Here is a 26395-nt window from a genome sequence, read left to right as displayed (position 1 = left end):
TTTACTGTATTACTGCGCTGCCTGTATCGATGCTTGGTCAACCCGTACGCCTGCACCCATGGTGCTGCTTACGGCGACCTTTCTTAAATAAATACCCTTTGATGCTGGAGGTTTTGCTTTATTCAAAGCCTCAAGCAATGCAAGTAAATTGGACTTTAATGCAGCTGGCTCGAATGAACGACGGCCAATACTGGCATGCACAATACCGGCTTTGTCGACACGGAACTGCACTTGACCTGCTTTTGCATTTTTAACTGCAGTAGCGACATCCGGAGTTACTGTTCCCACTTTTGGATTCGGCATTAAGCCGCGTGGGCCCAATACCTGACCCAATGTACCAACAATTTTCATCGTGTCTGGAGAGGCGATCAAAATATCAAAGTCAATTTTTCCACCTTTGATTTGCTCGGCCAACTCTTCCATGCCAACAATTTCTGCACCAGCTGCTTTAGCTTGTTCAGCTTTCTCGCCTTGGGCAAAAACTGCTACGCGTACATGTCTACCAGTACCGGCAGGAAGCACAACCGCTCCGCGCACTACTTGATCAGATTTTTTTGCGTCGATACCGAGCTGAACCGCTACGTCGATAGATTCATCAAACTTTGCAGTTGCACACTCTTTAACCAAGTTCAATGCATCTTCTAATGCATAGAACTTATTACGATCAACTTTAGCTTCGATTGCTTTTAAACGCTTAGATAACTTAGTCATGATTACAGGCCTTCCACTGTGATGCCCATTGATCGGGCGCTACCAGCGATTGTTCTTACAGCAGCATCCATATCAGCAGCTGTTAAATCGGGCATTTTTGCTTTAGCAATCTCTTCTGCTTGAGCACGAGTAATTGTTCCTACCTTATCGGTATGAGGACGTGGTGAACCTTTTTCAATTTTCGCAGCCTTCTTAATCATGATTGTCGCTGGAGGCGTCTTCATGATGAATGTGAAGCTCTTATCTGCGAAAGCAGTAATCACAACAGGAATAGGTAAGCCTGGTTCCATGCTCTGTGTTTGAGCATTGAACGCCTTACAGAATTCCATAATATTAAGTCCACGCTGACCCAAAGCTGGGCCGACTGGTGGGGATGGGTTTGCTTTACCTGCAGGTATCTGCAGTTTGATAAAGCCAATAATCTTCTTTGCCATTAATTGCTCCTTTAAGCGCGCCTAATTGTCACCAATGAGACCGCTGTTGAGTAAACGCTTCGCTAGTTTTTTGGCTTTCTAGCTCCGCTCCTCGGTTATTACTAACCTCTTGCACTGCTTTTTTCACTACACAAAGCCTAAAGCCTTGTTTTATTACATTTTTTCTACTTGCCCGAACTCCAGCTCAACTGGAGTACCGCGGCCAAAAATTGTAACAGAAACGCGCAATCTAGACTTCTCGTAATTTACTTCTTCAATATTTCCGTTGAAGTCTAAGAATGGACCTTCCTTAACTCGAACCATTTCACCCACTTCAAATAAGGTTTTAGGCTTAGGCTTGTCAACACCAGCCTGCATTTGATCCATAATTTTTGTTACTTCAGCAGTAGAAATGGGGCTTGGACGATTTCGAACGCCACCAACAAATCCAGTTACTTTTGGAGTATTTTTAACTAAATGCCAGCTCTCATCAGTCATTTCCATTTCAATCAATACATATCCAGGAAAGAAACGGCGCTCACTAACTGACTTTTGGCCTGCTTTAATTTCAACAACTTCTTCAGATGGCACTAAAATACGGCCAAATTTATCAAGCATTCCTGAACGTGCAATGCGCTCCTCAAGTCCGCGCTTCACGCTTTTTTCCATTCCAGAATAAGCATGGATTACATACCAGCGCATATTGCCAGTTGCTTGTGGATTCGAGACTAATTCAGCATCAATCATTATTTACTCACTTCCAGCCAAGAAAGACTGAAAAAACTAGCCATTCAATTAATTTGTCTGCAACCCACAAAAATATGGACATCACCAGGACAAAGCCAAATACGACTAGGGTCATTTGAGTCGTCTCTTTACGAGTAGGCCAAACAACCTTTTTTACTTCATACCAAGAATCTTTTGCATAGGCGACAAAACGTCGCCCATCAGGAGAAATAGCCACAATAAAAACTGCAAAAGCGATGCCGCCAAATAAAACCAGAAGACGAATTAATAAAGATTGATCGGCTAGCGTGTAGTAGAGCACCAACGCAGCAACGACAATTAAAGCAGCGAGTCCTGAGACCCAGCTACTTTTTTCTTCAGAATTACCTACTGTTTGTTGAGACATATCACTTCCAGTTCAAATCGTGGCAGGGGCGGAGGGCATCGAACCCCCAACCTTTGGTTTTGGAGACCAACGCTCTGCCAATTGAGCTACACCCCTTCATCCTAAATCAAGCCAAAATCTTAGCAACCACTCCGGCGCCAACTGTACGGCCACCTTCACGAATCGCAAAACGTAAGCCTTCTTCCATCGCGATTGGCGCGATGAGTTTGACAGTAATCGTCACGTTATCACCAGGCATCACCATTTCTTTGTCTGTTGGCAACTCAATTGAACCAGTTACGTCCGTAGTACGGAAGTAAAACTGAGGACGATAGTTGTTAAAGAATGGTGTATGACGTCCACCTTCATCTTTACCCAAGATATAAACCTCGGCTGTAAAGTGAGTATGTGGTGTGATTGAACCTGGCTTAGCCAATACTTGACCGCGCTCTACTTCTTCACGCTTTGTACCGCGCAACAAGATACCGACGTTATCGCCTGCTTGACCTTGGTCGAGCAATTTACGGAACATCTCTACACCGGTACAAGTCGTTTTGATTGTTGGCTTGATACCAATAACTTCAATCTCTTCACCAACCTTAACAATACCGCGCTCGATACGGCCAGTAACGACAGTACCGCGACCGGAGATGGAGAACACATCTTCTACAGGCATCAAGAACGCACCATCAATTGCGCGCTCTGGAGTTGGGATGTAGTTATCTAGTGCTTCAGCCAACTTCATAATGGCAACGGAACCCATTGGGCCTTCATCACCTTCGAGTGCTAACTTAGCAGAACCTTGAATGATTGGAGTGTCATCACCAGGGAAGTCATATTTAGAAAGAAGCTCACGCACTTCCATTTCGACTAACTCTAATAACTCAGCATCATCAACCATATCGCATTTGTTTAAGAACACGATGATGTATGGAACACCTACTTGGCGAGCCAAGAGGATATGCTCACGCGTTTGTGGCATTGGACCATCAGCTGCAGAACAAACCAAAATAGCGCCGTCCATCTGGGCAGCACCGGTAATCATGTTCTTGACATAGTCAGCATGTCCTGGGCAATCAACGTGAGCGTAGTGACGATTGGCTGTCTCATACTCAACGTGTGCAGTATTAATCGTAATACCGCGTGCCTTTTCTTCTGGAGCAGCATCGATTTGATCGTATGCTTTTGCTTCGCCACCAAATGCTTTTGAAAGCACGGTAGCAATCGCTGCTGTTAAGGTAGTTTTACCGTGGTCAACGTGACCGATAGTACCAACGTTTACGTGCGGTTTTGTCCGCTGAAACTTTTCTTTTGCCATTTTTTGTCTGCCTTTAATTTACTCGTAAATCAAAAAATTACATGATAAATAATTTCAATCATGGTGCTCATGGGCAGGATCGAACTGCCGACCTCTCCCTTACCAAGGGAGTGCTCTACCACTGAGCCACATGAGCTAATACTTACTAATATTTTATAAAAACAACGGCAGTTGGAATGATTGGAGCGGGATAAGAGAATCGAACTCTTGACCGAAGATTGGAAATCTGCTGTTTTACCATTAAACTAATCCCGCAGTAATCTCACCAAATCACATCAACTACAGAAGCAATTATCAATCTAATACCTCTCAATACAAACAGACCGTTAATACAGTCTGTGGTGGAGGGGGTAGGATTCGAACCTACGTAGGCATAGCCAACAGATTTACAGTCTGCCTCCTTTAGCCGCTCGGACACCCCTCCGTCAACCTAATATTCTGACTCCGAATGGAGTATCTGTCAATCTCTAAACGCTTTGCACAAGTAAAAACGCCCAGACCTAAGAGGGTCTGGGCGTCGCATTGGTGCCCGGCAGTTACCTACTTTCACACGGGTAATCCGCACTATCATCGGCGTAAAGTCGTTTCACTGTCCTGTTCGGGATGGGAAGGAGTGGTTCCAACTTGCTATGGTCACCGGGCGTAGAGGGTCGAACTGTTGATAAATCAACAGTTCTATTTGAGTAAGCATGTAATTTGGGTTGCAGATTAAATCTGGCAAACATCCAACACAATAGTGCTGGTTATAGGATCAAGCCTAACGGGCAATTAGTATCAGTTAGCTTAACGCATTACTGCGCTTCCACACCTGACCTATCAACGTTGTGGTCTTCAACGACCCTTTATGTAGGTTAAACCTACGGGAGATCTCATCTTCAGGCAAGTTTCCCGCTTAGATGCTTTCAGCGGTTATCTCTTCCGTACATAGCTACCCTGCGATGCTTCTGGCGAAACAACAGGTACACCAGCGGTACGTCCACTCCGGTCCTCTCGTACTAGGAGCAGCCCCCGTCAAATCTCCAACGCCCATGGCAGATAGGGACCAAACTGTCTCACGACGTTTTAAACCCAGCTCACGTACCTCTTTAAATGGCGAACAGCCATACCCTTGGGACCGGCTACAGCCCCAGGATGAGATGAGCCGACATCGAGGTGCCAAACACCGCCGTCGATATGAACTCTTGGGCGGTATCAGCCTGTTATCCCCAGAGTACCTTTTATCCGTTGAGCGATGGCCCTTCCATACAGAACCACCGGATCACTATGACCTGCTTTCGCACCTGCTCGACTTGTCGGTCTCGCAGTTAAGCACGCTTTTGCCATTGCACTTTAGGTACGATGTCCGACCGTACCAAGCGTACCTTCGTACTCCTCCGTTACACTTTGGGAGGAGACCGCCCCAGTCAAACTGCCTACCATGCACTGTTCCCGACCCGGATAACGGGCCAAGGTTAGAACCTCAAACAAACCAGGGTGGTATTTCAAGGTTGGCTCCAGCGGAACTAGCATCCCGCTTTCAACGCCTCCCACCTATCCTACACAGACCGGTTCAAAGTCCAATGCAAAGCTACAGTAAAGGTTCATGGGGTCTTTCCGTCTAGCCACGGGTAGATTGCATCATCACAAACATTTCAACTTCGCTGAGTCTCAGGAGGAGACAGTGTGGCCATCGTTACGCCATTCGTGCAGGTCGGAACTTACCCGACAAGGAATTTCGCTACCTTAGGACCGTTATAGTTACGGCCGCCGTTTACTGGGACTTCAATCAAGAGCTTGCACCCCATCATTTAATCTTCCAGCACCGGGCAGGCGTCACACCCTATACGTCCACTTTCGTGTTTGCAGAGTGCTGTGTTTTTATTAAACAGTCGCAGCCACCTTTTTATTGCAACCCTTTCGTCCTCCCGTTGTTCACGGTCAAACTACAAGGGCGTACCTTATCCCGAAGTTACGGTACAAATTTGCCGAGTTCCTTCTCCTGAGTTCTCTCAAGCGCCTTAGAATACTCATCTCGCCCACCTGTGTCGGTTTGCGGTACGGTCTTGTTAAACTGAAGCTTAGAGGCTTTTCTTGGAACCACTTCCAATCGCTTCGTGAATAAATTCACTCGTCTCACGCCCTTGAATCCCGCTACCGGATTTACCTAGTAGCCATCTCCAACGTAAGAACCGGGACTTCCAACACCCGGACAACCTTCCGCGATCCGTCCCCCCATCGCATTTAACAATGGTCCAGGAATATTAACCTGGTTCCCATCAGCTACGCATCTCTGCCTCGCCTTAGGGGCCGACTCACCCTGTTCCGATGAACGTTGAACAGGAAACCTTGGGCTTACGGCGAGGGGGCTTTTCACCCCCTTTATCGCTACTCATGTCAGCATTCGCACTTCTGATACCTCCAGCATCCTTTACAAGACACCTTCACAGGCTTACAGAACGCTCTCCTACCATCACATTACTGTGATCCGCAGCTTCGGTTATATGCTTAGCCCCGTTACATCTTCCGCGCAGGACGACTCGATCAGTGAGCTATTACGCTTTCTTTAAAGGATGGCTGCTTCTAAGCCAACCTCCTGACTGTTTTAGCCTTCCCACTTCGTTTCCCACTTAGCATATATTGGGGACCTTAGCTGGCGGTCTGGGTTGTTTCCCTCTTGACACCGGACGTTAGCACCCGATGTCTGTCTCCCGTGCTTGCACTTGTAGGTATTCGGAGTTTGCTATGGCGCAGTAATCCGCAATGGACCCCACTACCATGACAGTGCTCTACCCCCTACAGTGATACACGAGGCACTACCTAAATAGTTTTCGGAGAGAACCAGCTATTTCCAGTTTTGTTTAGCCTTTCACCCCTATCCACAGCTCATCCCCTAACTTTTCAACGTTAGTGGGTTCGGTCCTCCAGTACGTGTTACCGCACCTTCAACCTGGCCATGGATAGATCAACTGGTTTCGGGTCTACACCCAGCAACTAGCGCCCTATTCGGACTCGCTTTCGCTACGCCTTCCCTATTCGGTTAAGCTTGCTACTGAATGTAAGTCGCTGACCCATTATACAAAAGGTACGCAGTCACCCCTTACGAGGCTCCTACTGTTTGTATGCACACAATTTCAGGATCTATTTCACTCCCCTCCCGGGGTTCTTTTCGCCTTTCCCTCACGGTACTTGTTCACTATCGGTCGATTACGAGTATTTAGCCTTGGAGGATGGTCCCCCCATATTCAGACAGGATTTCACGTGTCCCGCCCTACTTGTCTCTAGCCTAGTACCACTCAATAATTTTCACATACGGGACTATCACCCTTTATTGTTGGACTTTCCATTCCATTCTGTTAATTACTGAGATATCACTAGAAGGCTGTTCCCATTTCGCTCGCCACTACTCTGGGAATCTCGGTTGATGTCTTTTCCTCTCGCTACTTAGATGTTTCAGTTCACGAGGTTCGCTTCTCATACCCTATGTATTCAGGTATGGATACCACAAAAGTGGTGGGTTTCCCCATTCAGAAATCCCCGGATCAAAGCTTATTTACCAGCTCCCCGGGGCTTATCGCAGGTTATAACGTCTTTCGTCGCCTGTAATCGCCAAGGCATCCATCATGTGCACTTATTCACTTGATCCTATAACGAGCACCATTGCTAGTAACCGTTACAGGTTTTACTTCTACAACTGACATGTTTGCCGTAATCCAAACTATAAGTACGTATTAAAGAACTTTAAAAACTCGTTTGATATTACTGATTGATGATTCAATCTTTACCCTATTACATTGTCTAATGCTCTCTCAAAGAAACATTAGACACTTTGCTTACTCAAATTTTTAAAGAACAGCCATAAATGGCAAAACTAAACAATTAAATGTTTGTTTAGTTTTGACATTTAGATGATGGTGGAGGATGACGGGATCGAACCGACGACCCCCTGCTTGCAAAGCAGGTGCTCTCCCAGCTGAGCTAATCCCCCAACGTTCCACTAAGTCTTGTTTCTGGCTGGTGGTGGGTCTGGTAGGACTTGAACCTACGACCCCTGCGTTATCAACACAGTGCTCTAACCAGCTGAGCTACAGACCCGTGGCTTTTATTGTCAACCGATAAGTGTGGGCACTAAAATCCAGCATCTTTCTCTAGAAAGGAGGTGATCCAGCCGCACCTTCCGATACGGCTACCTTGTTACGACTTTACCCCAGTCATGAACCCTGCCGTGGCAGTCGCCCTCCTTGCGGTTAGGCTAACGGCTTCTGGCAAAACCCACTCCCATGGTATGACGGGCGGTGTGTACAAGACCCGGGAACGTATTCACCGCGACATTCTGATCCGCGATTACTAGCGATTCCAGCTTCACGTAGTCGAGTTGCAGACTACGATCCGGACTACGATGCATTTTCTGAGATTAGCTCCCCCTCGCGGGTTGGCAACCCTCTGTATGCACCATTGTATGACGTGTGAAGCCCTACCCATAAGGGCCATGAGGACTTGACGTCATCCCCACCTTCCTCCGGTTTGTCACCGGCAGTCTCTCTAGAGTGCTCTTGCGTAGCAACTAAAGACAAGGGTTGCGCTCGTTGCGGGACTTAACCCAACATCTCACGACACGAGCTGACGACAGCCATGCAGCACCTGTGTTCACTTTCTCTTACGAGCACCTAATGTATCTCTACTTCGTTAGTGACATGTCAAGGGTAGGTAAGGTTTTTCGCGTTGCATCGAATTAATCCACATCATCCACCGCTTGTGCGGGTCCCCGTCAATTCCTTTGAGTTTTAATCTTGCGACCGTACTCCCCAGGCGGCTGACTTCACGCGTTAGCTACGTTACTCAGGATGAAAATCCCGAACAACTAGTCAGCATCGTTTAGGGCGTGGACTACCAGGGTATCTAATCCTGTTTGCTCCCCACGCTTTCGTGCATGAGCGTCAGTGTTATCCCAGGGGGCTGCCTTCGCCATTGGTATTCCTCCACATATCTACGCATTTCACTGCTACACGTGGAATTCTACCCCCCTCTGACACACTCTAGCTATACAGTCACAGGCGCCATTCCCAGGTTAAGCCCGGGGATTTCACGCCTGTCTTGTATAACCGCCTGCGCACGCTTTACGCCCAGTAATTCCGATTAACGCTTGCACCCTACGTATTACCGCGGCTGCTGGCACGTAGTTAGCCGGTGCTTATTCTTCAGGTACCGTCATTCCCGGACTGTGTTAGAGCCGGTGTTTCTTCCCTGACAAAAGAGCTTTACAACCCGAAGGCCTTCTTCACTCACGCGGCATTGCTGGATCAGGGTTTCCCCCATTGTCCAAAATTCCCCACTGCTGCCTCCCGTAGGAGTCTGGGCCGTGTCTCAGTCCCAGTGTGGCTGATCGTCCTCTCAGACCAGCTACTGATCGTCGCCTTGGTGGGCTTTTACCCCACCAACAAGCTAATCAGGCATCGGCCGCTCTAATCGCGCGAGGTCTTTCGATCCCCCGCTTTCCCCCTCAGGGCGTATGCGGTATTAGCACAGCTTTCGCTGCGTTATCCCCCACGATAAGGTACGTTCCGATGTATTACTCACCCGTTCGCCACTCGCCACCAGGTGCAAGCACCCGTGCTGCCGTTCGACTTGCATGTGTAAGGCATGCCGCCAGCGTTCAATCTGAGCCAGGATCAAACTCTTCAGTTTAATTCCTGTGATCCTTGCGGATCGTCGCACTCATTCAAAAGAAATTGACTTGGTAATAAAACCAAATCTTTTTACTGTCTATGAGTACTATTTATTTACATCTGTCCCGAAGGACTTGATGCTTTCACTTAGTACCCACAATTATCGGTTGACTAATTTTTAAAGAGGGCTGACTTGTTTCGTATTTCAAATAACACTCAGCAGAGAGATAAGACTATAGCGCACTAATTTTGGGTCGTCAACACCTTTCGTAGTCTTTTTCCTTAAATAACGACTTTTTTTTCTTACTTTTAAAAAAACATGTTTAAAAACAATGATTTATGTTTTCAAAATAATTTATCTTTTTTTAAAAAATTTTCTATTTCATTCATTTTTTATCTTCTTGTATTCATTTTGATGCTGTTCACATCCGTTTTTATTCTTTTTTTGACGGTGTTGTTCTGTGTATTAAGGGAAAACCCTTATATTTTCCGTAAAAACTGCTAATATGATGCTATGCACAAAAATGTTCTTACCAATCAAGCTGCTACCCAGCTTAGCGCCACCAGCTTTCCTATTCCGGTACTTGAGCTACATGCGGGCTATAAAGACCAAATCCTTCTTCATCTCTTGGCGCTCAACGATGATGATCGTTGCTTGCGCTTCGGTACTCAAACATCGAATGAGGTCATTGAACGTTATGTTGACCGCATTGATTTCAATAAGGACGCTGTCTTTGCCAGCTTTGACTCCAACTTAAACATGATAGGAATGGCTCATTTAGCCTACCTTCCTAAAGCGATGGGTCGAGTTAGTGCTGCGGAGCTGGGCGTCTCTGTTCTTTCGGGGGCTCGGGGAAGAGGAGTGGGGGCGGCATTATTTCAGCGTTCAGCTGTACATTCTCGCAATACGAAGATTGATTCGCTATTTGTGCATTGCCTGGCCAACAATAAAGCCATGATGAGTTTGGCTCAGAAGGCGGGTATGCGAGTTGAATATGCCGATGGTGATGCAGATGCCTACCTAGAGCTCTCTCCGGGAACAGCTGGAACGATGGTAGATGAAGCTGTAAACGAGCAATGGGCAGGCCTCGATTACTCCCTAAAAGAAAATATCAAGCGATCTAGTTACCTATGGCATTGGTTGTTGGGGCGGCCTTACACTTCAACTTAGTTAGGAACAATTGCCCCACGCAATATCCAAGTAACTAGGCTGGCTATTTCATCATCACTCAATTTGCTATTTCCGGGCATCGGCACTACACCCCAAGATCCCGCGCCCCCTTTGCGAATTTTATTTTTTAACAAAGATTCCGCCCCTGGATCGCTTCTATATTTTTTTGCAACGTCTTGAAAGCTGGGGCCTACAATTTTTTTATTGACTGCGTGACATCCTAAGCAAGCATTTTGCTTGGCAAGCAGAAGCGCAGCGTGGTCTTGATTTAAGGCGTTCACAGCATTCGCACTTTGCGAATGGGTCGCCATAAAAAATAGAAGGAGAAATATTCCCAATATATATTTTGATGGCCACACCATTTTTAAAAATCTTTTAGAAGTTCGAGGGGGTAGTAGGTTGAGCCTCTTCTGCTTTACCTTGTTTTTCTAGGCGCACTTTTTCTGCCTCAGAAATAATATCAAAGAATACGTAAACATCTTTTACGCCCGTAGCATTGCTGGCAACTTTCTTAGCAATTTCTGCTTCATTTTTCGTCAACATCCCCATCAGGAACACACTACTTCCTTCAGCAATGATTGCCATTGAATTCGATGGCAGATTATTAATAAAAATCATTTGGGTTTTGATCTTTGATTCTAGATAAGCATCATTGGCGCGTGCAGAAAAGCTACTATTGGGCCCAACAAGAAGCTCATTAAATACTGAGCGCGCATTCTTCATCGCTTTTACGTACTCAGTGGCCTGAAACTTTATGTCTGTATTTTTTACTTCTCCAGTCAATAACACTTTTTGATTAAATGATGTAACGGTTATATGTGCGCTGTCGCCAAATTTTTTAATTAGGGCATTGCCTGCCTCTAGTTCAATCCCTTTATCAATCGCTTGCACGCCCGGAGTACGACGATCTGCCATTACGGCGATGCCGCCCACCGCACCCGCGGATGCGGCACCGACAGCAACTACTGCGCAAGCGGAGAGTTGAGACAGGATGGTCAAAGCAATAACTAATTTACTGGAGGCTTGAATTCGCATTTGGGTACTCTCTAAAAAGATTGGGTATTTTTTAATCTAAAAGAAGATGGTCAACGCCATCACACAATGCATGAAGCAACACTAAATGGGTTTCTTGTATACGAGCAGTTCTGGAAGAGGGTGCACATAGGTGAATATCATCGGGGCCCAACAACTGCGCAATTTTTCCTCCGCCGTTGCCAGTAAGCGCAATAATGTGAATGCCCATTTTTTTTGCTGCCTCAATTGCTGCAACGACGTTTTTCGAGTTTCCGGAAGTAGAGATTCCCAATAAGATATCGCCTGGCTTACCAAGACCGCGCACTTGCTTGCTAAATACTTCATCGTAACTATAGTCGTTCCCAACAGCGGTCAAAATAGAGGAATCGGTTGTCAGCGCGATGGCCGCCAACTCTTGTCGCTCTCGCTCAAACCTCCCAATGAGTTCAGCGGCAAAATGTTGTGCATCTGCTGCTGACCCTCCGTTTCCGCAGGCCATTACTTTTCCGCCGGCGCGCAAACATCTAGTCATTGCAATAACTCCATGAGCCACTTGATCTGGAAGTATTTTTTCGGCCTCTTGCTTAACAGCAATACTATCGAAAAAGTGCTGGGATGTGCGAGCGCTCAACCGCTCTAAAGTGTCTTTGTCCATCACAATATTATGCGCCAAAAAGAACCTAAATTCACTTGCTGGCTATCGAATTGAAAAGGGACGTATTCTCTTACTTATGAATACCTCCCTAAGCAGAAGATTCCCTTCATGGATTTAAGTAACCTCGATTTTTTAAAACAGCAAGACATGCCAAGCGGCGCCCTATACATGGTTGCCACTCCGATTGGAAACATGGGGGACATCACCTTGAGGGCGCTACACATCCTCAATTCAGTAGATGGTATTGCCTGCGAAGATACCCGCCACAGTGGGCCACTATTGCAGTATTTCGGTATCCATAAAAAATGCCTGGCACTGCATGAGCATAACGAAATTACAGGGGCGCAGACTATCATCGAGCGTCTCTCCCAAAATGAGCGCTGGGCCTACATATCGGATGCGGGGACTCCAGGAATATCAGATCCCGGGGCAAGACTTGTAAATGCAGTCCAAAAAGCGGGCTTTCGAATTATTCCCGTGCCAGGTGCCAGCGCCATTTCCACTGCCATTTCTGCAAGCGGCACGGTTATGCTGCCATCCGAGGGGCGTTTTCAGTTTCTGGGTTTTTGGCCAAACAAGGCAAAGGAGCGAGACGCGTTTCTTCAAGAGCTTCAAACGAGCCCTAAAACTACTATCTTTTTTGAGTCGCCCCATCATATTCAAGCAACCCTAGCATTACTGGGTAAGCAACTAGAATCTGATCGCCAAATATTGATCGGCCGAGAGCTTACTAAAAAATTCGAACAACTAGTTTCCCTAAAAGCCGCAGACATTGCGCAATGGCTTGAAAAAGCAGAGAGTCTCAGGGGGGAGTTCATTATTTTAGTAGCGGGCCGTCAAGCCAATGGGAGCGAGGCTCCAGAGCATGCAAGCCTACTATTGTGGGCAAATGCCCTCAGCCCCTATTTGGCGAGCAAAGAAATCGCAGCCGTACTTGCGCAGGTACTGGGAATGAGCAAGAAAGAGGCCTATCAGGTTGCATTGGCAGCTAAAGAGCAAAATCCTAAAAAGTAAAAAAGCTGGCATTAAGCCAGCTTTTTTGTTTCATTTTTACTGAGGTTTATTTCTCAGCAGGGGCCTTTGGCTCTGAGAGTTTTCCACCAGCTGCATTGGCCATATAAACAACTGCACGGCCCAACTCGTAGTCACTTATATCTGCAGGGTTTGCGCCGCCACGGGCAGGCATTGCGCCTTTGCCTTTAATCACCGAAGTGAGCAATCCATCGTAACCCTTACCTAGACGTGCAGCCCAAGCACTAGTATCGCCAAATTTAGGGGCTCCAGCCGCACCAGCCACGTGACAGGAAGAACAGACCGCTTTGTAAACCTGCTCCCCTGTCTGCATTTCCCGTGGCGCACTGGCGTCTTTAAAGTTCAGCTGGGCTACCGGCTTTATTAGTTGCTCCGCTGAAGCCTGTGCATCCACTCGCTTTCCACTGTTGACGTAGACCAACAACAACAAAATGATGATTAGCGGCACAAAAAAGCACGCAAACACCATGATGATTAACTGTTTAGGGGTCTTAATTAGATTTCCGTGCTCTTCGCTCATAGGACTTTTTGTTATTTAACGGGTTTAAAGTAGATTTGAACAGATTATAACGAGAGCTCGGCCCTGTAGGCACTTACAATGTGCGAGCATGCGTTTTTCTCAACAAGCGCCCGTAGCTCAGTGGATAGAGTATTGGCCTCCGAAGCCAAGGGTCGCAGGTTCGATTCCTGCCGGGCGCACCAGTGTGAGGGGGTTTTTGACATACGTCATACGAGAAATTATGAATAAGGCTATCATTTCCACTTAACTTATTGATCCTAATCATGTCTACACATTTAAACACTACCCTTTCTGAGCCATCCATACTCAATCCACTGGCCCCCGAGCTGCCATTGCCGCACCGGAAGATTATTCGTGGCTGGTTAATTCCCATGGCACAGGGCGAAACAGCGAAGGCGCTGCTATTGCTGGTGACTGATGCTGTTTTGTGGCTTGGCTGTATTGCTGGAACAATTTTTGTAGAAAGTATTTTGCTCAAAATTGTTTTTGGTATCGTGGCCGGTTTTGTAACTGGACGTATCTTTATTTTGGGCCACGATGCATGCCATCAAAGCTTCACGCCCCATCGCGAACTAAATAAAGTACTGGGACGCATTGCTTTCTTACCATCCCTAACGCCATATAGCCTATGGGACGTAGGCCATAACGTGGTTCACCACGGCCAAACTAATCTGAAGGGCTTTGACTTCGTTTGGGCTCCATTGTCTAAATCTGAATTTGACGCCTTACCTGCTTGGCGTAAAAGTCTAGAGCGCTTATATCGAAGCGGCTGGGGACCTGTCTTTTATTACCTCATTGAGATTTGGTGGAGACGCGAGTACTTTCCTAACGCACAAAACAAACCCGGCAATCGTCCAATCTTTTTAAAGGACAACCTACTTGTTACTGCATTTGCCATTATTTGGATTGCCTGCTTGATTGCTGGCGCCCTAGCTACAGACCAATCGGTATTAACTGGCTTACTTACTGGATTTGCACTGCCTTTCTTGTTCTGGAATGGCATGATTGGTTTTGTGGTCTATGTGCACCATACCCACCCAAATGTATCCTGGTATGACAAGAAATCAGAGTGGTTGCGTGCCCAACCCTTTGTTTCTACCACTGTCCACCTTACTTTTAACTGGATCTGGGGCAAACTGATGCACCACATCATGGAGCATACTGCACATCACGTAGACATGAGCGTTCCCTTGTACCGGTTGCCAGAAGCACAAAATACACTTGAAACCATCCTTCCAGAGCGTATTTTTATCCAAAAATTCTCCTGGGCTTGGTACTTTGATACTGCCCGTAAATGCAAGCTATATGACTTTGAAAACAAAGCTTGGCTTGATTTTGATGGCAACAAGATGGCCGAATCTGTCAGGGTCGTTCTAAGTCCAGCTCCGTCGGCACAAAACGGGTAAAATAGGTCTCCTGTAAAAGATTTGGATTACCCGGATTGCCCATGACTACATCTACTCCAGCCGCCACTCAAGACACTTCTCAGAGCCTGAAATTCTGCTCATCTTGCAGTCGAGAGAAGCGCCTAGAAGGCGGCACCTGGATACCAACTAGTAACCGCAAGCAACGCTGGATTTGTGCCAGTTGTTTATACAATCGTACGCATCGCACCGGATCTGCAAAAACCTAACTCCAACTGTTGGATTTATTGTGGTTCGCGTCATTCACTCCGTCCTGTCATGGGGTCTTTCTTTGTTCGCAATGGGTTAATTCATGAACACTCAAGATACATTCAAGTTTGCACAAACCCACGAGTGGGCCAGCGCGGAAGGGGATGATTTAATTTGGGTTGGAATAAGTCATCATGCCCAAGAGGCACTTGGTGATGTTGTGTTTTTTCAGGCGCCCACAATTGGTCAACAAGTAAAGCAGGGTGAAGCAATTGCAGTCATTGAGTCGGTAAAAGCGGCGAGTGATATTCATGCGCCGATTAGCGGGGAGATTGTTGCCCTTAATGCCGATATGGACTCATCCCCAGAAGCAGTGAATGAAAAGCCGTATGCAATGTGGCTCTTTAAAATCAAGCCGTATTCTGCTCAGTCCCTTGATGAAGAATTGAATGCTTTAATGAATTTGGATCAATACAGCGCTAGTGCTGGGAACTAAATAGCAATTGGATCGCGCTCGATTAACCAGCGCACTCGCGATGCCTTACTAATACGTCCTTGAGAATTTTGACGCAAATGCTGATCAATCACCTCAAGAGCCTCTTGTAATATTTTGCGATTAAGAGACTCAATCACTAATTGAGCTCGCTCAGATCCGGCAACCCGCATGATGGGCTTAGGAACGGGATCGTAAACCTTCAACTCTTTTGTAATAACGCCACGCCCCCTTAAAAACTGCTTTAGCTCATTTAAAAATTGAATTGCCTTCTCTAGACTTTTCCCCTCGGCATGTATCAAGGCTTGATAGGAGCAAGGCGGTAATTTTGCCTCCGCTCTTTCGTTCGCAGTAAACGCTAAAAAACCATCAACGTCATGGCGTAATAAATATTGATAAACCGGTGACTCTGGATATTGTGTTTCGATATAAATAGCACCACCATCCTCCCCATTAGTGCCCGATCTTCCAGCGCGCCCCGCTACTTGTACCAATTGTGCAAATAATCGTTCCGCCGCCCTAAAGTCAGCAGAATATAAGCGGCTATCGGCATCTAGCACCGCTACCAGCCCGATGTTCTGGTAGTCATGACCTTTTGCGATCATTTGCGTGCCGACGATAATATCGACATTGCCCTCATGTATTTCTTGAAAAAGCGCTTCCGCTCCTTTGCTTTTTCTACTTGAATCTATATCTACTCTTAATACTCTTGCATTGGGCCACATTTCTTCAACAGCATCTTCTAGTTTTTGTGTTCCATGTCCCAGTATTTTTAGATCAGCGTTGCCGCAATCCGGGCAAAAACTAGGAATACTTTTGACTAACCCACAATGGTGACAATTTAACAATGCTTTGTTTGCAATAGATCCTGCCTTATGCATGACGGTATAAGTTGAACACTGCGCACACTTTGATAGCCAATTACATGCATTGCAACTCAGCACTGGGGCAAAGCCACGTCGGTTAATCAGTATTAGGCTTTGTTTTTTTGCCTCTAGATTTTTTGTAATGGCCAGCGCTAATGTTTTAGTAATGAGGCTTTTCTGTTTGGGTGCGCCAACGTCGCCAGGGCTATATTGATTTTGTGGGTCACGCGTATTGATTAAATGTACTATAGGTAAGCCCGCTCCCTTCGCACGTTGATCTAATCTTATATTTTCATATCGACCTGACTGTGCAGCCATCCATGTTTCTAATGATGGCGTTGCTGAAGACAATAAAATGGGAACACTCAGATCATGCGCTCTCCATATAGCCAAGTCTCTAGCTGAGTACCTTATTCCATCCTGCTGCTTGTAGGAGGCATCATGCTCTTCATCTACTACGATTGCGCTGAGGTAGGGGAGGGAGGTTAAAGCCGCTAATCTCGTTCCTAAAATAATTTTCGCCCTCCCTGTCATTGCCTCGTACCATGCGATGCCTCTTTTTTTTTCGCTCACTCCACTGTGCAAAACCACCATCTTTTTTTCTGGAAAATAGGCGCTAACTCTTCTTTCTAGCTGTGGGGTTAAATTTATTTCTGGCACCAATAAAAGTACTTGCGCGTTTTCATCCTCTAGAATACTTGCAAGCCAATTTAAAAATACCGCTGTTTTGCCGCTACCCGTTTGTCCTTGCAGCAAGATTGCTCTAAAGCTGCCAGCTTTTTCCTTATTGGCAAGTAGTGCATGTAAGGCTTCTTTTTGATTGGGGTTTAACTGGTCTTCTGTAATTAAACCTTCAGGTATGAGGGCTTTATTTTTGGATTTCTTTTTTTCTGCTTCAGCTATTTTTTGAAGAATCCCGTCCCATCCATCTGACTTTTTCCACATTTGTGGAATAGTCGGCAAGATTGTTTCCCCTAGCGAGTGGACGTAATACTGGCTTGCAAAATTTATTAGGCGCAACATAGAGGGGTCTAACGGTGGCAACGGTGCCAAAAGATTGACTGATTTTAGTTTTTTAATATCAAAATCAGAGTGATCACTCACTTTTATAACAAGACCAACACTCTTTGATCTTCCAAGCGGCACCTCTACCAAATTACCTATTTCTGGTAATTTGCCTATTTTTTCAACATCCCAAAGATAGTCGAATCCTTGGGCCAAAGGCTTATCGAATACCACTTGAACCACAACAGGCTTAAGCATTGTTTGCCTTAGGGCACTGTCTTTGCTTGTGGATAAGTCTGTGGATATCATATGAAAATCAATTTTCTGTTGCTTATTCTATAGAATTTTATTTTGAAGTCATAATTCAATATTTTCATTAATAGTCATATTAATCAAGTATTTACAAAGTTTATTAAATGTAGCTATTGAGAGTTGCTTCCAATCTCACTGTATTTATATGGCCGCACTAATATGTGCATAACTTTTCCCAAAATTGGTGCTAAGTTAGCAGTTACTTTGAGTTATTCGACGGCTCTGAGTGCTTTTGACTTTGAGATTACCGCAGCAGATAGCGCGCTTACACTTTCTGGCGGAGTAAATTGATTAATGCCATGTCCCAGATTAAAAATATGTCCATCAAGTGGATGCAATCCGGGCTTAAGTGGGGGCGCCTTTGCTAAATCAACCAGCAAGGCTGAAGTTGCCGCTTCAATCTGACTTGGGTCAGAAAATAGAATTAGTGGGTCTAGATTGCCCTGCAAGGCTAAGGGCTTATTAATTTCTAGTAATTGCTTGCGGGCTCGGCTTAACGGCATGGTCCAGTCTATTGCAATGACATCGGCGCCTGCTTGTGCAATGTCATTTAACCAGATCCCGCCACCTTTGGTAAACATAATGACGGGTATTTTTTTACCTTCATATTCACGCGGTAACAGCTCAATTACTCTTTGCATTGAAGACAGAGACATGCGCTGGTACCAGCCATCTGGCAAAAGGCCTCCCCAAGTATCAAAGATCATTAATGCTTGAGCGCCTGCCTTTACCTGCTCCAATAAATAGGCGGCAACTGACTGTATGTTGATCTCTAATATATGATTTAGTAAGTCGGGACGACTGAACATCATTGTTTTTGCATGGCGAAAATCATCAGATCCCGATCCATCAATCATGTAGCAAGCTAAGGTCCAGGGACTTCCTGAAAATCCTATTAAGGGAACGCGTTGCTTACCATCCTGTATGAGCGCTTTACGAATCTCTGAAACTGCATCAAAAACATATTTGAGCTGATCCATATCGGCAGCTCGTAATTTTTTTACTGCTTCTTCTGTGCGAAGTGGCTTATCAAAACTTGGGCCTTCACCCGCCGTAAATTTCAAACCTAAACCCATTGCATCGGGAATGGTCAAAATATCGGAGAATAGTATTGCTGCATCTAGTGGGTAGCGATCCAGCGGTTGCAATGTCACTTCAGTTGCATAGGCCGGATTTTTTGCAAGACCAAGAAAGCTGCCGGCTCTTGCACGTGTGGCGTTATATTCTGGAAGATATCGGCCCGCTTGACGCATGAGCCAAAGCGGGGTTTGGTCAACCGCTTCGCCCAAGCAGGCCCTTAAAAACCGGTCATTTAACAGCAAAAGGGGGCCGGTTTTTATTTTTTACGCCGAAAACGCGCAAGCGCCGCCAACTGTGCTGCCGCCATTGCAAACTCTGACTGAGCTAAAGCCAAATCAAAGTCTGTTCCGCGATTCTGCATTGCTTCTTCGGCGCGCTTCTTCGCTTCAATCGCTTTTGCTTCGTCTAGATCATGGCCACGAATAGCGGTGTCAGCCAAAACTGTAACGTGATCAGGCTGCACTTCTAAATAGCCACCCGCAACAAATACAAACTCCTCATCGCCATCTGCTTTTTCAATGCGTACTGAACCAGGGCGAATACGAGTAATTAAAGGGGTGTGGCCACGTAAGATGCCGAGCTCGCCATTTTCACCGGGAAGCGCTACAAATTTAGCTTCACCACTGAAAATAGATTGCTCTGCACTCACAACATCAACGCGTATGGTAGACATGATTTCCCTAGATGAGTTCGATTAAAGCTTCTTAGCTTTCTCAATGGCTTCATCAATTGAACCCACCATGTAGAACGCTTGCTCTGGCAAGTGATCCAATTCACCACTACAAATCATTTTGAAACCACGAATAGTCTCTTTTAATGATACGTATTTACCTGGTGAACCTGTAAACACCTCAGCAACGTGGAAAGGCTGTGACAAGAAGCGCTGAATCTTACGAGCGCGTGACACGGCCAACTTATCCTCAGGGGACAACTCATCCATACCTAAAATTGCAATAATGTCGCGCAACTCTTTGTAGCGCTGTAATGTCATCTGCACTTCACGAGCAACATCATAGTGTTCCTGGCCAACTACTTGTGGATCAAGCTGGCGACTCGTTGAGTCCAATGGATCAACTGCTGGATAGATTCCCAGAGCAGCGATATCACGTGAAAGTACTACCGTGGAATCTAAATGCAAGAAGGTTGTTGCTGGTGATGGGTCAGTCAAGTCATCCGCAGGAACATACACAGCCTGAATAGATGTAACAGAGCCGGTCTTAGTAGAAGTAATGCGCTCTTGCAATTTACCCATTTCTTCTGCCAAAGTTGGCTGATAACCAACGGCGGAAGGCATACGGCCTAGCAGCGCGGATACTTCAGTACCAGCAAGAGTAAAGCGGTAAATGTTATCAACGAAGAACAAAATATCGCGACCTTCATCACGGAATGCTTCAGCCATTGTCAAGCCTGTTAACGCAACACGTAAACGGTTGCCAGGTGGCTCATTCATCTGACCAAAAACCATCGCTACTTTATCAATAACGTTCGACTCTTTCATCTCATGATAAAAGTCATTTCCTTCGCGGGTACGCTCGCCCACGCCTGCAAACACAGATAAACCAGAATGCTGTTTGGCGATGTTATTAATTAATTCCATCATATTGACGGTTTTTCCTACACCGGCACCACCGAACAAGCCAACCTTACCACCCTTGGCAAATGGGCAAACCAGGTCGATAACCTTAATACCTGTTTCGAGCAAATCAACCGATGGCGACAGTTCATCGAACTTTGGCGCTGGTTGATGAATGGAGCGTCGTACATCGGTAGCAATTGGCCCCGCATCATCAATTGGGCGGCCAAGAACGTCCATAATGCGACCTAATGTAGCCGGCCCAACAGGAACAGAAATTGGGCCGCCGGTAGATTTAACTTCCATACCGCGACGCAATCCATCGCTTGCACCCATGGCAATAGCGCGCACTACGCCATCGCCGATCTGCTGCTGAACTTCAAAGGTTAAGCCTTTTTCAGCAAATGATTTCTCACCACTTTCAACTAATGTCAATGCATCATAAATGTTTGGCATTTTGTCACGTGGGAATTGAATATCCACCACTGGACCAATACATTGCACAATATTTCCGTTGCTCATCGCATTTCTCCGCTTTTAATTCTGTAAATTCTTTTCGTATTCCTAAACGCTGACCGCTTAAACAGCGGCCGCTCCACCAACAATCTCTGACAGCTCTTTAGTAATAGCCGCTTGTCGTGTTTTGTTGTATTCCAACTGCAACTCACCAATCACATTCTTCGCATTATCCGAAGCGGCCTTCATCGAAACCATCCTTGCAGATTGTTCAGAAGCCATATTTTCGGTAACTGCTTGATAAATCATTGCTTCCACATAACGCTTTAACAAGCCATTCAAAATAGATTCGGCATCTGGCTCGTAGATATAGTCCCAAGAGTTGCCTGCCTTTTCCTCCGGCGTTAAAGCCGCTGGCTCCAAAGGCAACAATTTTTCCAATACCGGCTCTTGTTTCATTGCATTAACAAAACGGGTATACGCCAAATACACAGCATCAATTTCGCCACGCTCGAATGCCTCTAATTGCGCAATAATTGCCCCAATCAATACATCCATATGTGGCGTGTCGCCAATCTGAATAATTTGGGATAGCAGTTTTGCTTTAGAACGATTCAAAAATTGCAGCCCTTTAGAGCCAATCGCTGTATAGGAAATTTCAATCTTCTGCTCTTGAAAATCGCGTACTTGATTTGCAATCAAACGCAGTACGTTGGTATTTAAACCGCCGCACAAGCCCTTGTCTGTTGTAACTAGAATCGTGCCAACTTTTTTAATCTCACGAGTCGCCATATAAGCAGGACGAAACTCTGGATTAGCTTTAGAGAGGTTAGCGACAATCTCACGAATTTTTTCAGCATATGGGCGCGCATTACGCATGCGCTCCTGGGCGCGACGCATCTTAGATGCGGCGACCATTTCCATTGCTTTCGTGATCTTGCGCGTATTTTGTACGCTCTTGATCTTGGATCGTATTTCTTTTGTGCTTGCCATGATTTATGCGGATCCTCTTAGAAAGAGGCTGAGCGCTTGTAATCCTCGATCGCAGCACGTAAAGCAGCTTCGTCATCTTTGTTCAGATCCTTAGTCTCTTCAATACGCGCAACTAAATCTGCGTATTTTGATTTCAAATGATCTTGAAGGCCTTTTTCAAATGCCAGCACATGCTTTACTTCGAGGTCATCAAAGAAACCATTATTGACTGCGTAAAGTGAGGCAGCCATTTCCCAAACTTGCAAAGGCTTGTATTGAGCTTGCTTACACAATTCAGTAACGCGACGACCGCGCTCTAACTGTTTGCGTGTTGCTTCATCAAGATCAGAAGCGAACTGCGCAAAGGCAGCTAATTCACGATACTGCGCCAAGTCAGTACGAATACCGCCAGACAATTTCTTGATAACCTTGGTTTGAGCTGCTCCACCAACACGAGAAACTGAAATACCCGCATTAATAGCAGGACGTACGCCAGCATTAAACAAGTCAGTTTCTAGGAAGATCTGGCCATCGGTAATGGAGATCACATTGGTTGGAACGAATGCAGATACGTCACCTGCTTGCGTTTCAATAATAGGCAATGCAGTCAATGAGCCTGTTTTACCTTTAACTGTGCCGTTAGTAAACTTCTCTACATAATCTGCGCTTACACGAGCAGCGCGCTCAAGCAAACGTGAGTGGAGATAAAACACATCGCCAGGGTAGGCTTCGCGACCTGGTGGACGACGTAATAGCAAAGAAATTTGGCGATAGGCAACAGCTTGTTTTGTAAGGTCGTCATAAACAATCAACGCATCTTCACCGCGATCACGGAAGTACTCACCCATGGTGCAGCCAGCATAAGCTGAAAGATATTGCATGGCCGCCGATTCAGAGGCGCTTGCCGCAACAACAACGGTGTATTCCATCGCGCCCAACTCAGTTAGTTTGCGAACTACGTTTGCAATAGTGGATGCTTTTTGACCAATCGCAACATAAACGCAATATACGCCTTTACCTTTTTGGTTAATGATCGCATCTACCGCAACCGCTGTTTTACCTGTTTGACGATCGCCAATAATCAACTCGCGCTGACCACGGCCGACGGGAACCATTGCATCAATAGCCTTTAGGCCTGTTTGTAGTGGCTGGCTAACAGATTGGCGCGCAATTACTCCTGGCGCTACTTTTTCAATAAAGTCTGTTAACTTCGTGTTGATTGGACCCTTGCCATCAATTGGCTGTCCAAGGGCATTTACCACTCGGCCAAGAAGCTCTGGGCCAACTGGCACTTCTAAAATGCGGCCCGTACACTTTACTGGATCGCCTTCTTTAATGTGGGTGTATTCACCCAACACCACTGCGCCAACTGAATCACGCTCAAGGTTTAGAGCAAGGCCGATCGTGTTGTTAGGAAACTCCAACATTTCGCCCTGCATCACACCAGATAAGCCATGTACACGGCAGATACCATCGGTTACTGAAATAACAGTACCCTCGTTACGAACCTGGGAGTCAATGCCCATTTCGCTAATTCGGCTTTTAATCAGTTCACTGATTTCGGAAGGATTGAGTTGCATTACTTACTCCTGGGTCTTATTTCGTATGTTCTTAATAGGGATATTTATGCGCTAAGACTTATTTGCATTTGAGCTAATCGTGCTTTTACAGAACTATCCATTACCTCATCGCCAACTTGAATGCGAACGCCGCCAATCAAAGCTGGATCAACTTGAATGGTTGGACGCAATTCTTTGCCCCCAAAGCGCTTCTTCAAACTTGACAACAAATCATTTAACGCAGATCCCTCTAAAGGAAATGCGCTAGTAATCATTACTTCTGCGGCGCCTTCGCTTTTATTTTTCATACCCTCAAATTGACTTGCAATTTCGGGCATGGCTGATAAGCGATGGCTTTGAATTACCAAACTCAAAAAGCTAGCAACCTTGCCGTCTAATTTCGTCTTCATCATGCCGGAGAGTAGCTTACCTAAATCAGTCGCAGAAACTTTTGGATTATTCGATAGGCCAGCAACTTCTGGTAACGCAGCCAACTGCGCCAACTCATTTAGCTGGTCTATGAAGCTAGCAAAATCAGCAGGCTTAGCGCTTTGAAAAATCGCTTCAGCGTAGGGGCGTGCAATCGTTGCTAAATCGGCCATATCAGAGCTCTGCCTTCAATTGATCAAGCAAAGCACCGTGCGTCTTCGCGTCGACTTCACGACGCAGAATTTGCTCAGCGCCTTTAACGGCCAGAACTGCCACTTCGGCACGCAACACTTCGCGGGCTTTAGTAACTTGTTGATCGGCGTCTTGCTTGGCTTGAGAAATAATGCGAGCGGCCTCGGCTTGTGCATTCGCCCGAATCTCTTCTGCGGACATTTGTGCACGTTTTTCAGCTTCGGCAACACGCTGCACACCTTCTTGGCGTGCCTTTGTTAATTCTTGTTCGGCTGCATTGTTAGCCGATGCAAGCGCTTCTTTACCACGCTCAGCAGCAGCCAAACCATCGGCAATTTTTGATGAACGCTCATCTAATGCCTTAACTAGCGGTGGCCACACAAAGCGTGCAACAACCCACCATAAGACAAAGAAGACGATCATTTGCGCGAATAGAGTCGCGTTCAGATTCACGATATTCCTTTCAGTATTGTAGTGAACGGTTGGACGACCAAATGGTCATCCACGCCAAAACAATTACTTAATAACTGCGAGGAGTGGGTTTGCGAAGGCAAATAACATTGCAACACCAACACCGATCAAAAACGCGGCATCGATCAAACCAGCCAAAAGGAACATTTTTGTTTGGAGTGGCTCCATCAATTCTGGTTGACGCGCACATGCTTCGATGTATTTACCACCCATCAATGCAATGCCCAAACAAGCACCGATAGCGCCTAGGCCGATAATCATGCCAATGGCGATTGCTGTAAAACCCTGAATGTTTGCTAGAAATTGTTGCATGTTGCTGACTCCTGAAGTTAAAGAGATAAGTTAAAAATAAAAAATCTTAGTGGTGACTGTGTGCTTGCCCGATGTAGACCAAGGTCAACATCATAAAAATGAAGGCTTGCAACAAAATCACCAAAATGTGGAAGATGGCCCAAGCTGATCCAGCAATAACGTGGCCCACCAATCCGAACAAGGATAAATCTAAATTAAAGGTCCAAACACTACCAAGCAGGGCGATTAATAGGAAAACCAACTCTCCGGCATACATATTGCCAAATAGTCGCATTCCAAGTGAAACTCCCTTTGCGAGATACTCAATGATGTTTAAAGCAACATTAAATGGGGCTAAATACCACTTGGCACCAAATGGGGCTGATATTAATTCATGCAAGAATCCGCCAAAGCCCTTGACCTTAAAGCTATAAAAGAAAACCAATAGCAATACCGACATCGACATACCCATCGTAGCGTTCAGGTCGGTCGTGGGTACCAGTCTGTGGTGGGGCACGTGCACACCAAAACTCTCGATGAAATGATTAACACCCAATACCCAATCCACTGGAATCAGATCCAAAGTATTGAGCAAAATAATCCAGAAGAAAACGAATAGGGCTAAAGGAGCAATAAAGGAGCGATCCCCATGCACAATGCTTTTCGCTTGCGTATCAACCATCTCCACAATCATTTCCACAAAACATTGGAAACGACCAGGAACACCTGGCGTAGCACGGCGAGCCGCAATCAACAGAATAAAAACCGTAAGCAAGCCCATCAAGGAGGCCCAGAAAATAGTATCTAAATTGATGATGCTGAAATCAACGATCGACGTTTGTGGACCGCCCGAATTGGTAAGGTTTTGTAGGTGCTCAGAGATATACGCTGTTGGCGTCATTTTTTCTGCTGCCGCATGGGCTGTGTTTACTTCGCTAGACATCTCTTAACTAGTCCTTTGGTTCAATCTTGTTTATTACTTTTCGGCGCCAAAACCACGCCAGCCACACACATTTGAGGGCAAGCACATAAGTCACCAATAGAGGGACCCACATGACACCCGGAATTAAGACCGCAACTCCCAAAAACATCAACAGCGTAACGACGATTTTAATGAACTCGCCGGAAACTAACGCCGCTAAAAATTTACCCGGATTTAACTGTTGCGTCTTTTTTGCCGCTTCAAGCCTCAACAAAAATAAGGCGGAAGGCAACACACTAGTTAAACCACCTAAAAAGGCCGACTGAGTATAAACGCTTATCCCTCTCGGCTCCCCAAAAAATGACCAAATCACCATACTAAGCATGGTGAGCGCTGTCTGTGCAAGCAAAATTCTCCAAGGCGACAGAGATGGGTACTTTATGGCGTTGTTTTTTTGAAGCTCCGCCATCTCCGCCTTACTTAAAACCCGATAAACCTCTTCTTCTGGCTTTTCCCAATCGCTTGCCTCAGAAAATTGATTTTTTTGAGGAATCAATTTAGCCCCGCAAGTTTA

The 26395-nt window shown here is 45.9% G+C and carries 25 protein-coding genes, 7 tRNA genes and 3 rRNA genes; 6 read left to right on the top strand and 29 right to left on the bottom strand.

Annotated elements, in window-relative coordinates; genetic code table 11:
- Positions 1–9: 9 nt before the first annotated feature.
- From rplA to QUD86_RS00180, 14 genes are all read right to left on the bottom strand, one after another.
- Positions 10–711, bottom strand: coding sequence for a 50S ribosomal protein L1 (gene rplA, locus QUD86_RS00245; RefSeq protein ID WP_100379491.1), 702 nt, complete (start codon positions 709–711; stop codon positions 10–12).
- Between the two features lie 2 nt (positions 712–713).
- On the bottom strand, positions 714–1145 hold the full coding sequence (gene rplK / locus QUD86_RS00240; protein WP_100379492.1) for a 50S ribosomal protein L11: 432 nt from the start codon (positions 1143–1145) through the stop codon (positions 714–716).
- Between the two features lie 153 nt (positions 1146–1298).
- Entirely contained in the window at positions 1299–1871 is a 573-nt protein-coding gene (gene nusG, locus QUD86_RS00235; RefSeq protein WP_286297134.1) for a transcription termination/antitermination protein NusG, read from the bottom strand.
- A 7-nt stretch (positions 1872–1878) separates the two neighbouring features.
- Positions 1879–2256: a preprotein translocase subunit SecE gene (gene secE / locus QUD86_RS00230; RefSeq protein WP_286297133.1), complete on the bottom strand. Its 378-nt coding sequence runs from the start codon at positions 2254–2256 to the stop codon at positions 1879–1881.
- Between the two features lie 20 nt (positions 2257–2276).
- A tRNA-Trp gene (locus QUD86_RS00225) sits at positions 2277–2352 on the bottom strand.
- A gap of 10 nt (positions 2353–2362) precedes the next feature.
- Positions 2363–3553: an elongation factor Tu gene (tuf, locus tag QUD86_RS00220; RefSeq protein ID WP_286297132.1), complete on the bottom strand. Its 1191-nt coding sequence runs from the start codon at positions 3551–3553 to the stop codon at positions 2363–2365.
- A gap of 61 nt (positions 3554–3614) precedes the next feature.
- Positions 3615–3689: transfer RNA gene (locus tag QUD86_RS00215), tRNA-Thr, on the bottom strand.
- A 45-nt stretch (positions 3690–3734) separates the two neighbouring features.
- Positions 3735–3808: transfer RNA gene (locus tag QUD86_RS00210), tRNA-Gly, on the bottom strand.
- Positions 3809–3892: 84 nt separating this feature from the next.
- Positions 3893–3977, bottom strand: a tRNA-Tyr gene (locus tag QUD86_RS00205).
- 103 nt (positions 3978–4080) lie between these two features.
- A 5S ribosomal RNA gene (gene rrf, locus QUD86_RS00200) occupies positions 4081–4194 on the bottom strand.
- A gap of 106 nt (positions 4195–4300) precedes the next feature.
- Positions 4301–7174 (bottom strand): 23S ribosomal RNA (locus QUD86_RS00195).
- Between the two features lie 267 nt (positions 7175–7441).
- A tRNA-Ala gene (locus tag QUD86_RS00190) sits at positions 7442–7517 on the bottom strand.
- A 30-nt stretch (positions 7518–7547) separates the two neighbouring features.
- A tRNA-Ile gene (locus QUD86_RS00185) sits at positions 7548–7624 on the bottom strand.
- A 57-nt stretch (positions 7625–7681) separates the two neighbouring features.
- Positions 7682–9214: ribosomal RNA gene (locus QUD86_RS00180) — 16S ribosomal RNA — on the bottom strand.
- The 16S, 23S and 5S rRNA genes sit together here with 5 tRNA genes alongside, the layout of an rRNA operon.
- A gap of 495 nt (positions 9215–9709) precedes the next feature.
- Between QUD86_RS00180 and QUD86_RS00175 the strand changes: the two genes are divergently transcribed.
- Positions 9710–10366: a GNAT family N-acetyltransferase gene (locus tag QUD86_RS00175; protein ID WP_286297131.1), complete on the top strand. Its 657-nt coding sequence runs from the start codon at positions 9710–9712 to the stop codon at positions 10364–10366.
- Here QUD86_RS00175 and QUD86_RS00170 read toward each other — a convergent pair.
- From QUD86_RS00170 to QUD86_RS00160, 3 genes are read right to left on the bottom strand one after another with little or no spacing between them, the layout of a single operon-like run.
- On the bottom strand, positions 10363–10728 hold the full coding sequence (locus QUD86_RS00170; protein WP_286297130.1) for a c-type cytochrome: 366 nt from the start codon (positions 10726–10728) through the stop codon (positions 10363–10365). The genes QUD86_RS00175 and QUD86_RS00170 overlap by 4 nt on opposite strands.
- A gap of 13 nt (positions 10729–10741) precedes the next feature.
- Positions 10742–11401: a BON domain-containing protein gene (locus tag QUD86_RS00165; RefSeq protein ID WP_286297128.1), complete on the bottom strand. Its 660-nt coding sequence runs from the start codon at positions 11399–11401 to the stop codon at positions 10742–10744.
- A 31-nt stretch (positions 11402–11432) separates the two neighbouring features.
- Positions 11433–12035, bottom strand: a complete 603-nt coding sequence (locus QUD86_RS00160; protein ID WP_286297127.1) for a phosphoheptose isomerase — start codon at positions 12033–12035, stop codon at positions 11433–11435.
- 108 nt (positions 12036–12143) lie between these two features.
- Between QUD86_RS00160 and rsmI the strand changes: the two genes are divergently transcribed.
- The gene (gene rsmI, locus QUD86_RS00155) at positions 12144–13049 is read left to right on the top strand and encodes a 16S rRNA (cytidine(1402)-2'-O)-methyltransferase (RefSeq protein WP_286297125.1); all 906 of its coding nucleotides are present in this window, start codon (positions 12144–12146) and stop codon (positions 13047–13049) included.
- A gap of 46 nt (positions 13050–13095) precedes the next feature.
- On the opposite strand, the gene QUD86_RS00150 is transcribed toward rsmI, so the two are convergent.
- On the bottom strand, positions 13096–13587 hold the full coding sequence (locus QUD86_RS00150; protein WP_286297123.1) for a c-type cytochrome: 492 nt from the start codon (positions 13585–13587) through the stop codon (positions 13096–13098).
- A gap of 106 nt (positions 13588–13693) precedes the next feature.
- Between QUD86_RS00150 and QUD86_RS00145 the strand changes: the two genes are divergently transcribed.
- From QUD86_RS00145 to gcvH, 4 genes are all read left to right on the top strand, one after another.
- Positions 13694–13769, top strand: a tRNA-Arg gene (locus QUD86_RS00145).
- A gap of 189 nt (positions 13770–13958) precedes the next feature.
- The gene (locus tag QUD86_RS00140; protein WP_286298777.1) at positions 13959–14993 is read left to right on the top strand and encodes a fatty acid desaturase; all 1035 of its coding nucleotides are present in this window, start codon (positions 13959–13961) and stop codon (positions 14991–14993) included.
- A gap of 41 nt (positions 14994–15034) precedes the next feature.
- Positions 15035–15220: a hypothetical protein gene (locus QUD86_RS00135; protein ID WP_129560400.1), complete on the top strand. Its 186-nt coding sequence runs from the start codon at positions 15035–15037 to the stop codon at positions 15218–15220.
- Positions 15221–15303: 83 nt separating this feature from the next.
- Positions 15304–15696, top strand: a complete 393-nt coding sequence (gene gcvH / locus QUD86_RS00130) for a glycine cleavage system protein GcvH (protein ID WP_286297117.1) — start codon at positions 15304–15306, stop codon at positions 15694–15696.
- On the opposite strand, the gene priA is transcribed toward gcvH, so the two are convergent.
- From priA to QUD86_RS00075, 11 genes are all read right to left on the bottom strand, one after another.
- Positions 15693–17873 carry a replication restart helicase PriA gene (gene priA / locus QUD86_RS00125; RefSeq protein ID WP_286297116.1) on the bottom strand — a complete coding sequence of 727 codons (2181 nt, stop codon included), beginning with the start codon at positions 17871–17873 and terminating at the stop codon, positions 15693–15695. The two genes, gcvH and priA, sit on opposite strands and share 4 nt — an antisense overlap.
- A 212-nt stretch (positions 17874–18085) precedes the next feature.
- Positions 18086–19198 (bottom strand): uroporphyrinogen decarboxylase, encoded by a 1113-nt coding sequence (hemE, locus tag QUD86_RS00120; protein WP_286297115.1) that lies wholly within the window; start codon positions 19196–19198, stop codon positions 18086–18088.
- Between the two features lie 14 nt (positions 19199–19212).
- Complete coding sequence (locus QUD86_RS00115) at positions 19213–19629, bottom strand: F0F1 ATP synthase subunit epsilon (protein WP_100379504.1); 417 nt, start codon at positions 19627–19629, stop codon at positions 19213–19215.
- A 21-nt stretch (positions 19630–19650) separates the two neighbouring features.
- On the bottom strand, positions 19651–21051 hold the full coding sequence (gene atpD / locus QUD86_RS00110; RefSeq protein WP_100379505.1) for a F0F1 ATP synthase subunit beta: 1401 nt from the start codon (positions 21049–21051) through the stop codon (positions 19651–19653).
- Between the two features lie 57 nt (positions 21052–21108).
- Positions 21109–21978 carry a F0F1 ATP synthase subunit gamma gene (gene atpG / locus QUD86_RS00105; RefSeq protein ID WP_100379506.1) on the bottom strand — a complete coding sequence of 290 codons (870 nt, stop codon included), beginning with the start codon at positions 21976–21978 and terminating at the stop codon, positions 21109–21111.
- Between the two features lie 17 nt (positions 21979–21995).
- A complete protein-coding gene (atpA, locus tag QUD86_RS00100; protein WP_100379507.1) occupies positions 21996–23537 on the bottom strand; it encodes a F0F1 ATP synthase subunit alpha in 1542 nt (513 codons plus the stop codon).
- Between the two features lie 44 nt (positions 23538–23581).
- The gene (locus tag QUD86_RS00095) at positions 23582–24118 is read right to left on the bottom strand and encodes a F0F1 ATP synthase subunit delta (RefSeq protein WP_286297109.1); all 537 of its coding nucleotides are present in this window, start codon (positions 24116–24118) and stop codon (positions 23582–23584) included.
- A 1-nt stretch (position 24119) separates the two neighbouring features.
- A complete protein-coding gene (locus QUD86_RS00090; protein ID WP_286297107.1) occupies positions 24120–24590 on the bottom strand; it encodes a F0F1 ATP synthase subunit B in 471 nt (156 codons plus the stop codon).
- 63 nt (positions 24591–24653) lie between these two features.
- Positions 24654–24920, bottom strand: a complete 267-nt coding sequence (gene atpE / locus QUD86_RS00085; RefSeq protein WP_100379510.1) for a F0F1 ATP synthase subunit C — start codon at positions 24918–24920, stop codon at positions 24654–24656.
- Positions 24921–24966: 46 nt separating this feature from the next.
- Entirely contained in the window at positions 24967–25842 is an 876-nt protein-coding gene (atpB, locus tag QUD86_RS00080) for a F0F1 ATP synthase subunit A (protein WP_286297100.1), read from the bottom strand.
- 7 nt (positions 25843–25849) lie between these two features.
- A complete protein-coding gene (locus tag QUD86_RS00075) occupies positions 25850–26377 on the bottom strand; it encodes an ATP synthase subunit I (RefSeq protein ID WP_286297099.1) in 528 nt (175 codons plus the stop codon).
- Positions 26378–26395 lie beyond the last annotated feature (18 nt).

The sequence above is a fragment of the Polynucleobacter sp. TUM22923 genome (assembly GCF_030295705.1).
GTDB lineage: Bacteria > Pseudomonadota > Gammaproteobacteria > Burkholderiales > Burkholderiaceae > Polynucleobacter.
The sequence above is the reverse complement of the archived record's forward strand: the minus strand, read 5'-3'. Positions and strand labels throughout refer to the sequence as shown.

Excerpts from the sequence above, each read along its gene's own strand:
- QUD86_RS00165 (WP_286297128.1), bottom strand. The coding sequence starts at position 11,401 with ATGCGAATTCAAGCCTCCAGTAAATTAGTTATTGCTTTGACCATCCTG.
- rplA (WP_100379491.1), bottom strand. The coding sequence starts at position 711 with ATGACTAAGTTATCTAAGCGTTTAAAAGCAATCGAAGCTAAAGTTGAT.
- atpD (WP_100379505.1), bottom strand. The coding sequence starts at position 21,051 with ATGAGCAACGGAAATATTGTGCAATGTATTGGTCCAGTGGTGGATATT.
- priA (WP_286297116.1), bottom strand. The coding sequence starts at position 17,873 with ATGATATCCACAGACTTATCCACAAGCAAAGACAGTGCCCTAAGGCAA.
- atpE (WP_100379510.1), bottom strand. The coding sequence starts at position 24,920 with ATGCAACAATTTCTAGCAAACATTCAGGGTTTTACAGCAATCGCCATT.
- tuf (WP_286297132.1), bottom strand. The coding sequence starts at position 3,553 with ATGGCAAAAGAAAAGTTTCAGCGGACAAAACCGCACGTAAACGTTGGT.
- QUD86_RS00170 (WP_286297130.1), bottom strand. The coding sequence starts at position 10,728 with ATGGTGTGGCCATCAAAATATATATTGGGAATATTTCTCCTTCTATTT.
- QUD86_RS00140 (WP_286298777.1), top strand. The coding sequence starts at position 13,959 with ATGGCACAGGGCGAAACAGCGAAGGCGCTGCTATTGCTGGTGACTGAT.
- nusG (WP_286297134.1), bottom strand. The coding sequence starts at position 1,871 with ATGATTGATGCTGAATTAGTCTCGAATCCACAAGCAACTGGCAATATG.
- QUD86_RS00115 (WP_100379504.1), bottom strand. The coding sequence starts at position 19,629 with ATGTCTACCATACGCGTTGATGTTGTGAGTGCAGAGCAATCTATTTTC.
- QUD86_RS00135 (WP_129560400.1), top strand. The coding sequence starts at position 15,035 with ATGACTACATCTACTCCAGCCGCCACTCAAGACACTTCTCAGAGCCTG.
- rplK (WP_100379492.1), bottom strand. The coding sequence starts at position 1,145 with ATGGCAAAGAAGATTATTGGCTTTATCAAACTGCAGATACCTGCAGGT.
- gcvH (WP_286297117.1), top strand. The coding sequence starts at position 15,304 with ATGAACACTCAAGATACATTCAAGTTTGCACAAACCCACGAGTGGGCC.
- secE (WP_286297133.1), bottom strand. The coding sequence starts at position 2,256 with ATGTCTCAACAAACAGTAGGTAATTCTGAAGAAAAAAGTAGCTGGGTC.
- QUD86_RS00175 (WP_286297131.1), top strand. The coding sequence starts at position 9,710 with ATGCACAAAAATGTTCTTACCAATCAAGCTGCTACCCAGCTTAGCGCC.
- atpB (WP_286297100.1), bottom strand. The coding sequence starts at position 25,842 with ATGTCTAGCGAAGTAAACACAGCCCATGCGGCAGCAGAAAAAATGACG.
- QUD86_RS00160 (WP_286297127.1), bottom strand. The coding sequence starts at position 12,035 with ATGGACAAAGACACTTTAGAGCGGTTGAGCGCTCGCACATCCCAGCAC.
- QUD86_RS00095 (WP_286297109.1), bottom strand. The coding sequence starts at position 24,118 with ATGGCCGATTTAGCAACGATTGCACGCCCCTACGCTGAAGCGATTTTT.
- rsmI (WP_286297125.1), top strand. The coding sequence starts at position 12,144 with ATGGATTTAAGTAACCTCGATTTTTTAAAACAGCAAGACATGCCAAGC.
- QUD86_RS00150 (WP_286297123.1), bottom strand. The coding sequence starts at position 13,587 with ATGAGCGAAGAGCACGGAAATCTAATTAAGACCCCTAAACAGTTAATC.
- atpA (WP_100379507.1), bottom strand. The coding sequence starts at position 23,537 with ATGCAACTCAATCCTTCCGAAATCAGTGAACTGATTAAAAGCCGAATT.
- atpG (WP_100379506.1), bottom strand. The coding sequence starts at position 21,978 with ATGGCAAGCACAAAAGAAATACGATCCAAGATCAAGAGCGTACAAAAT.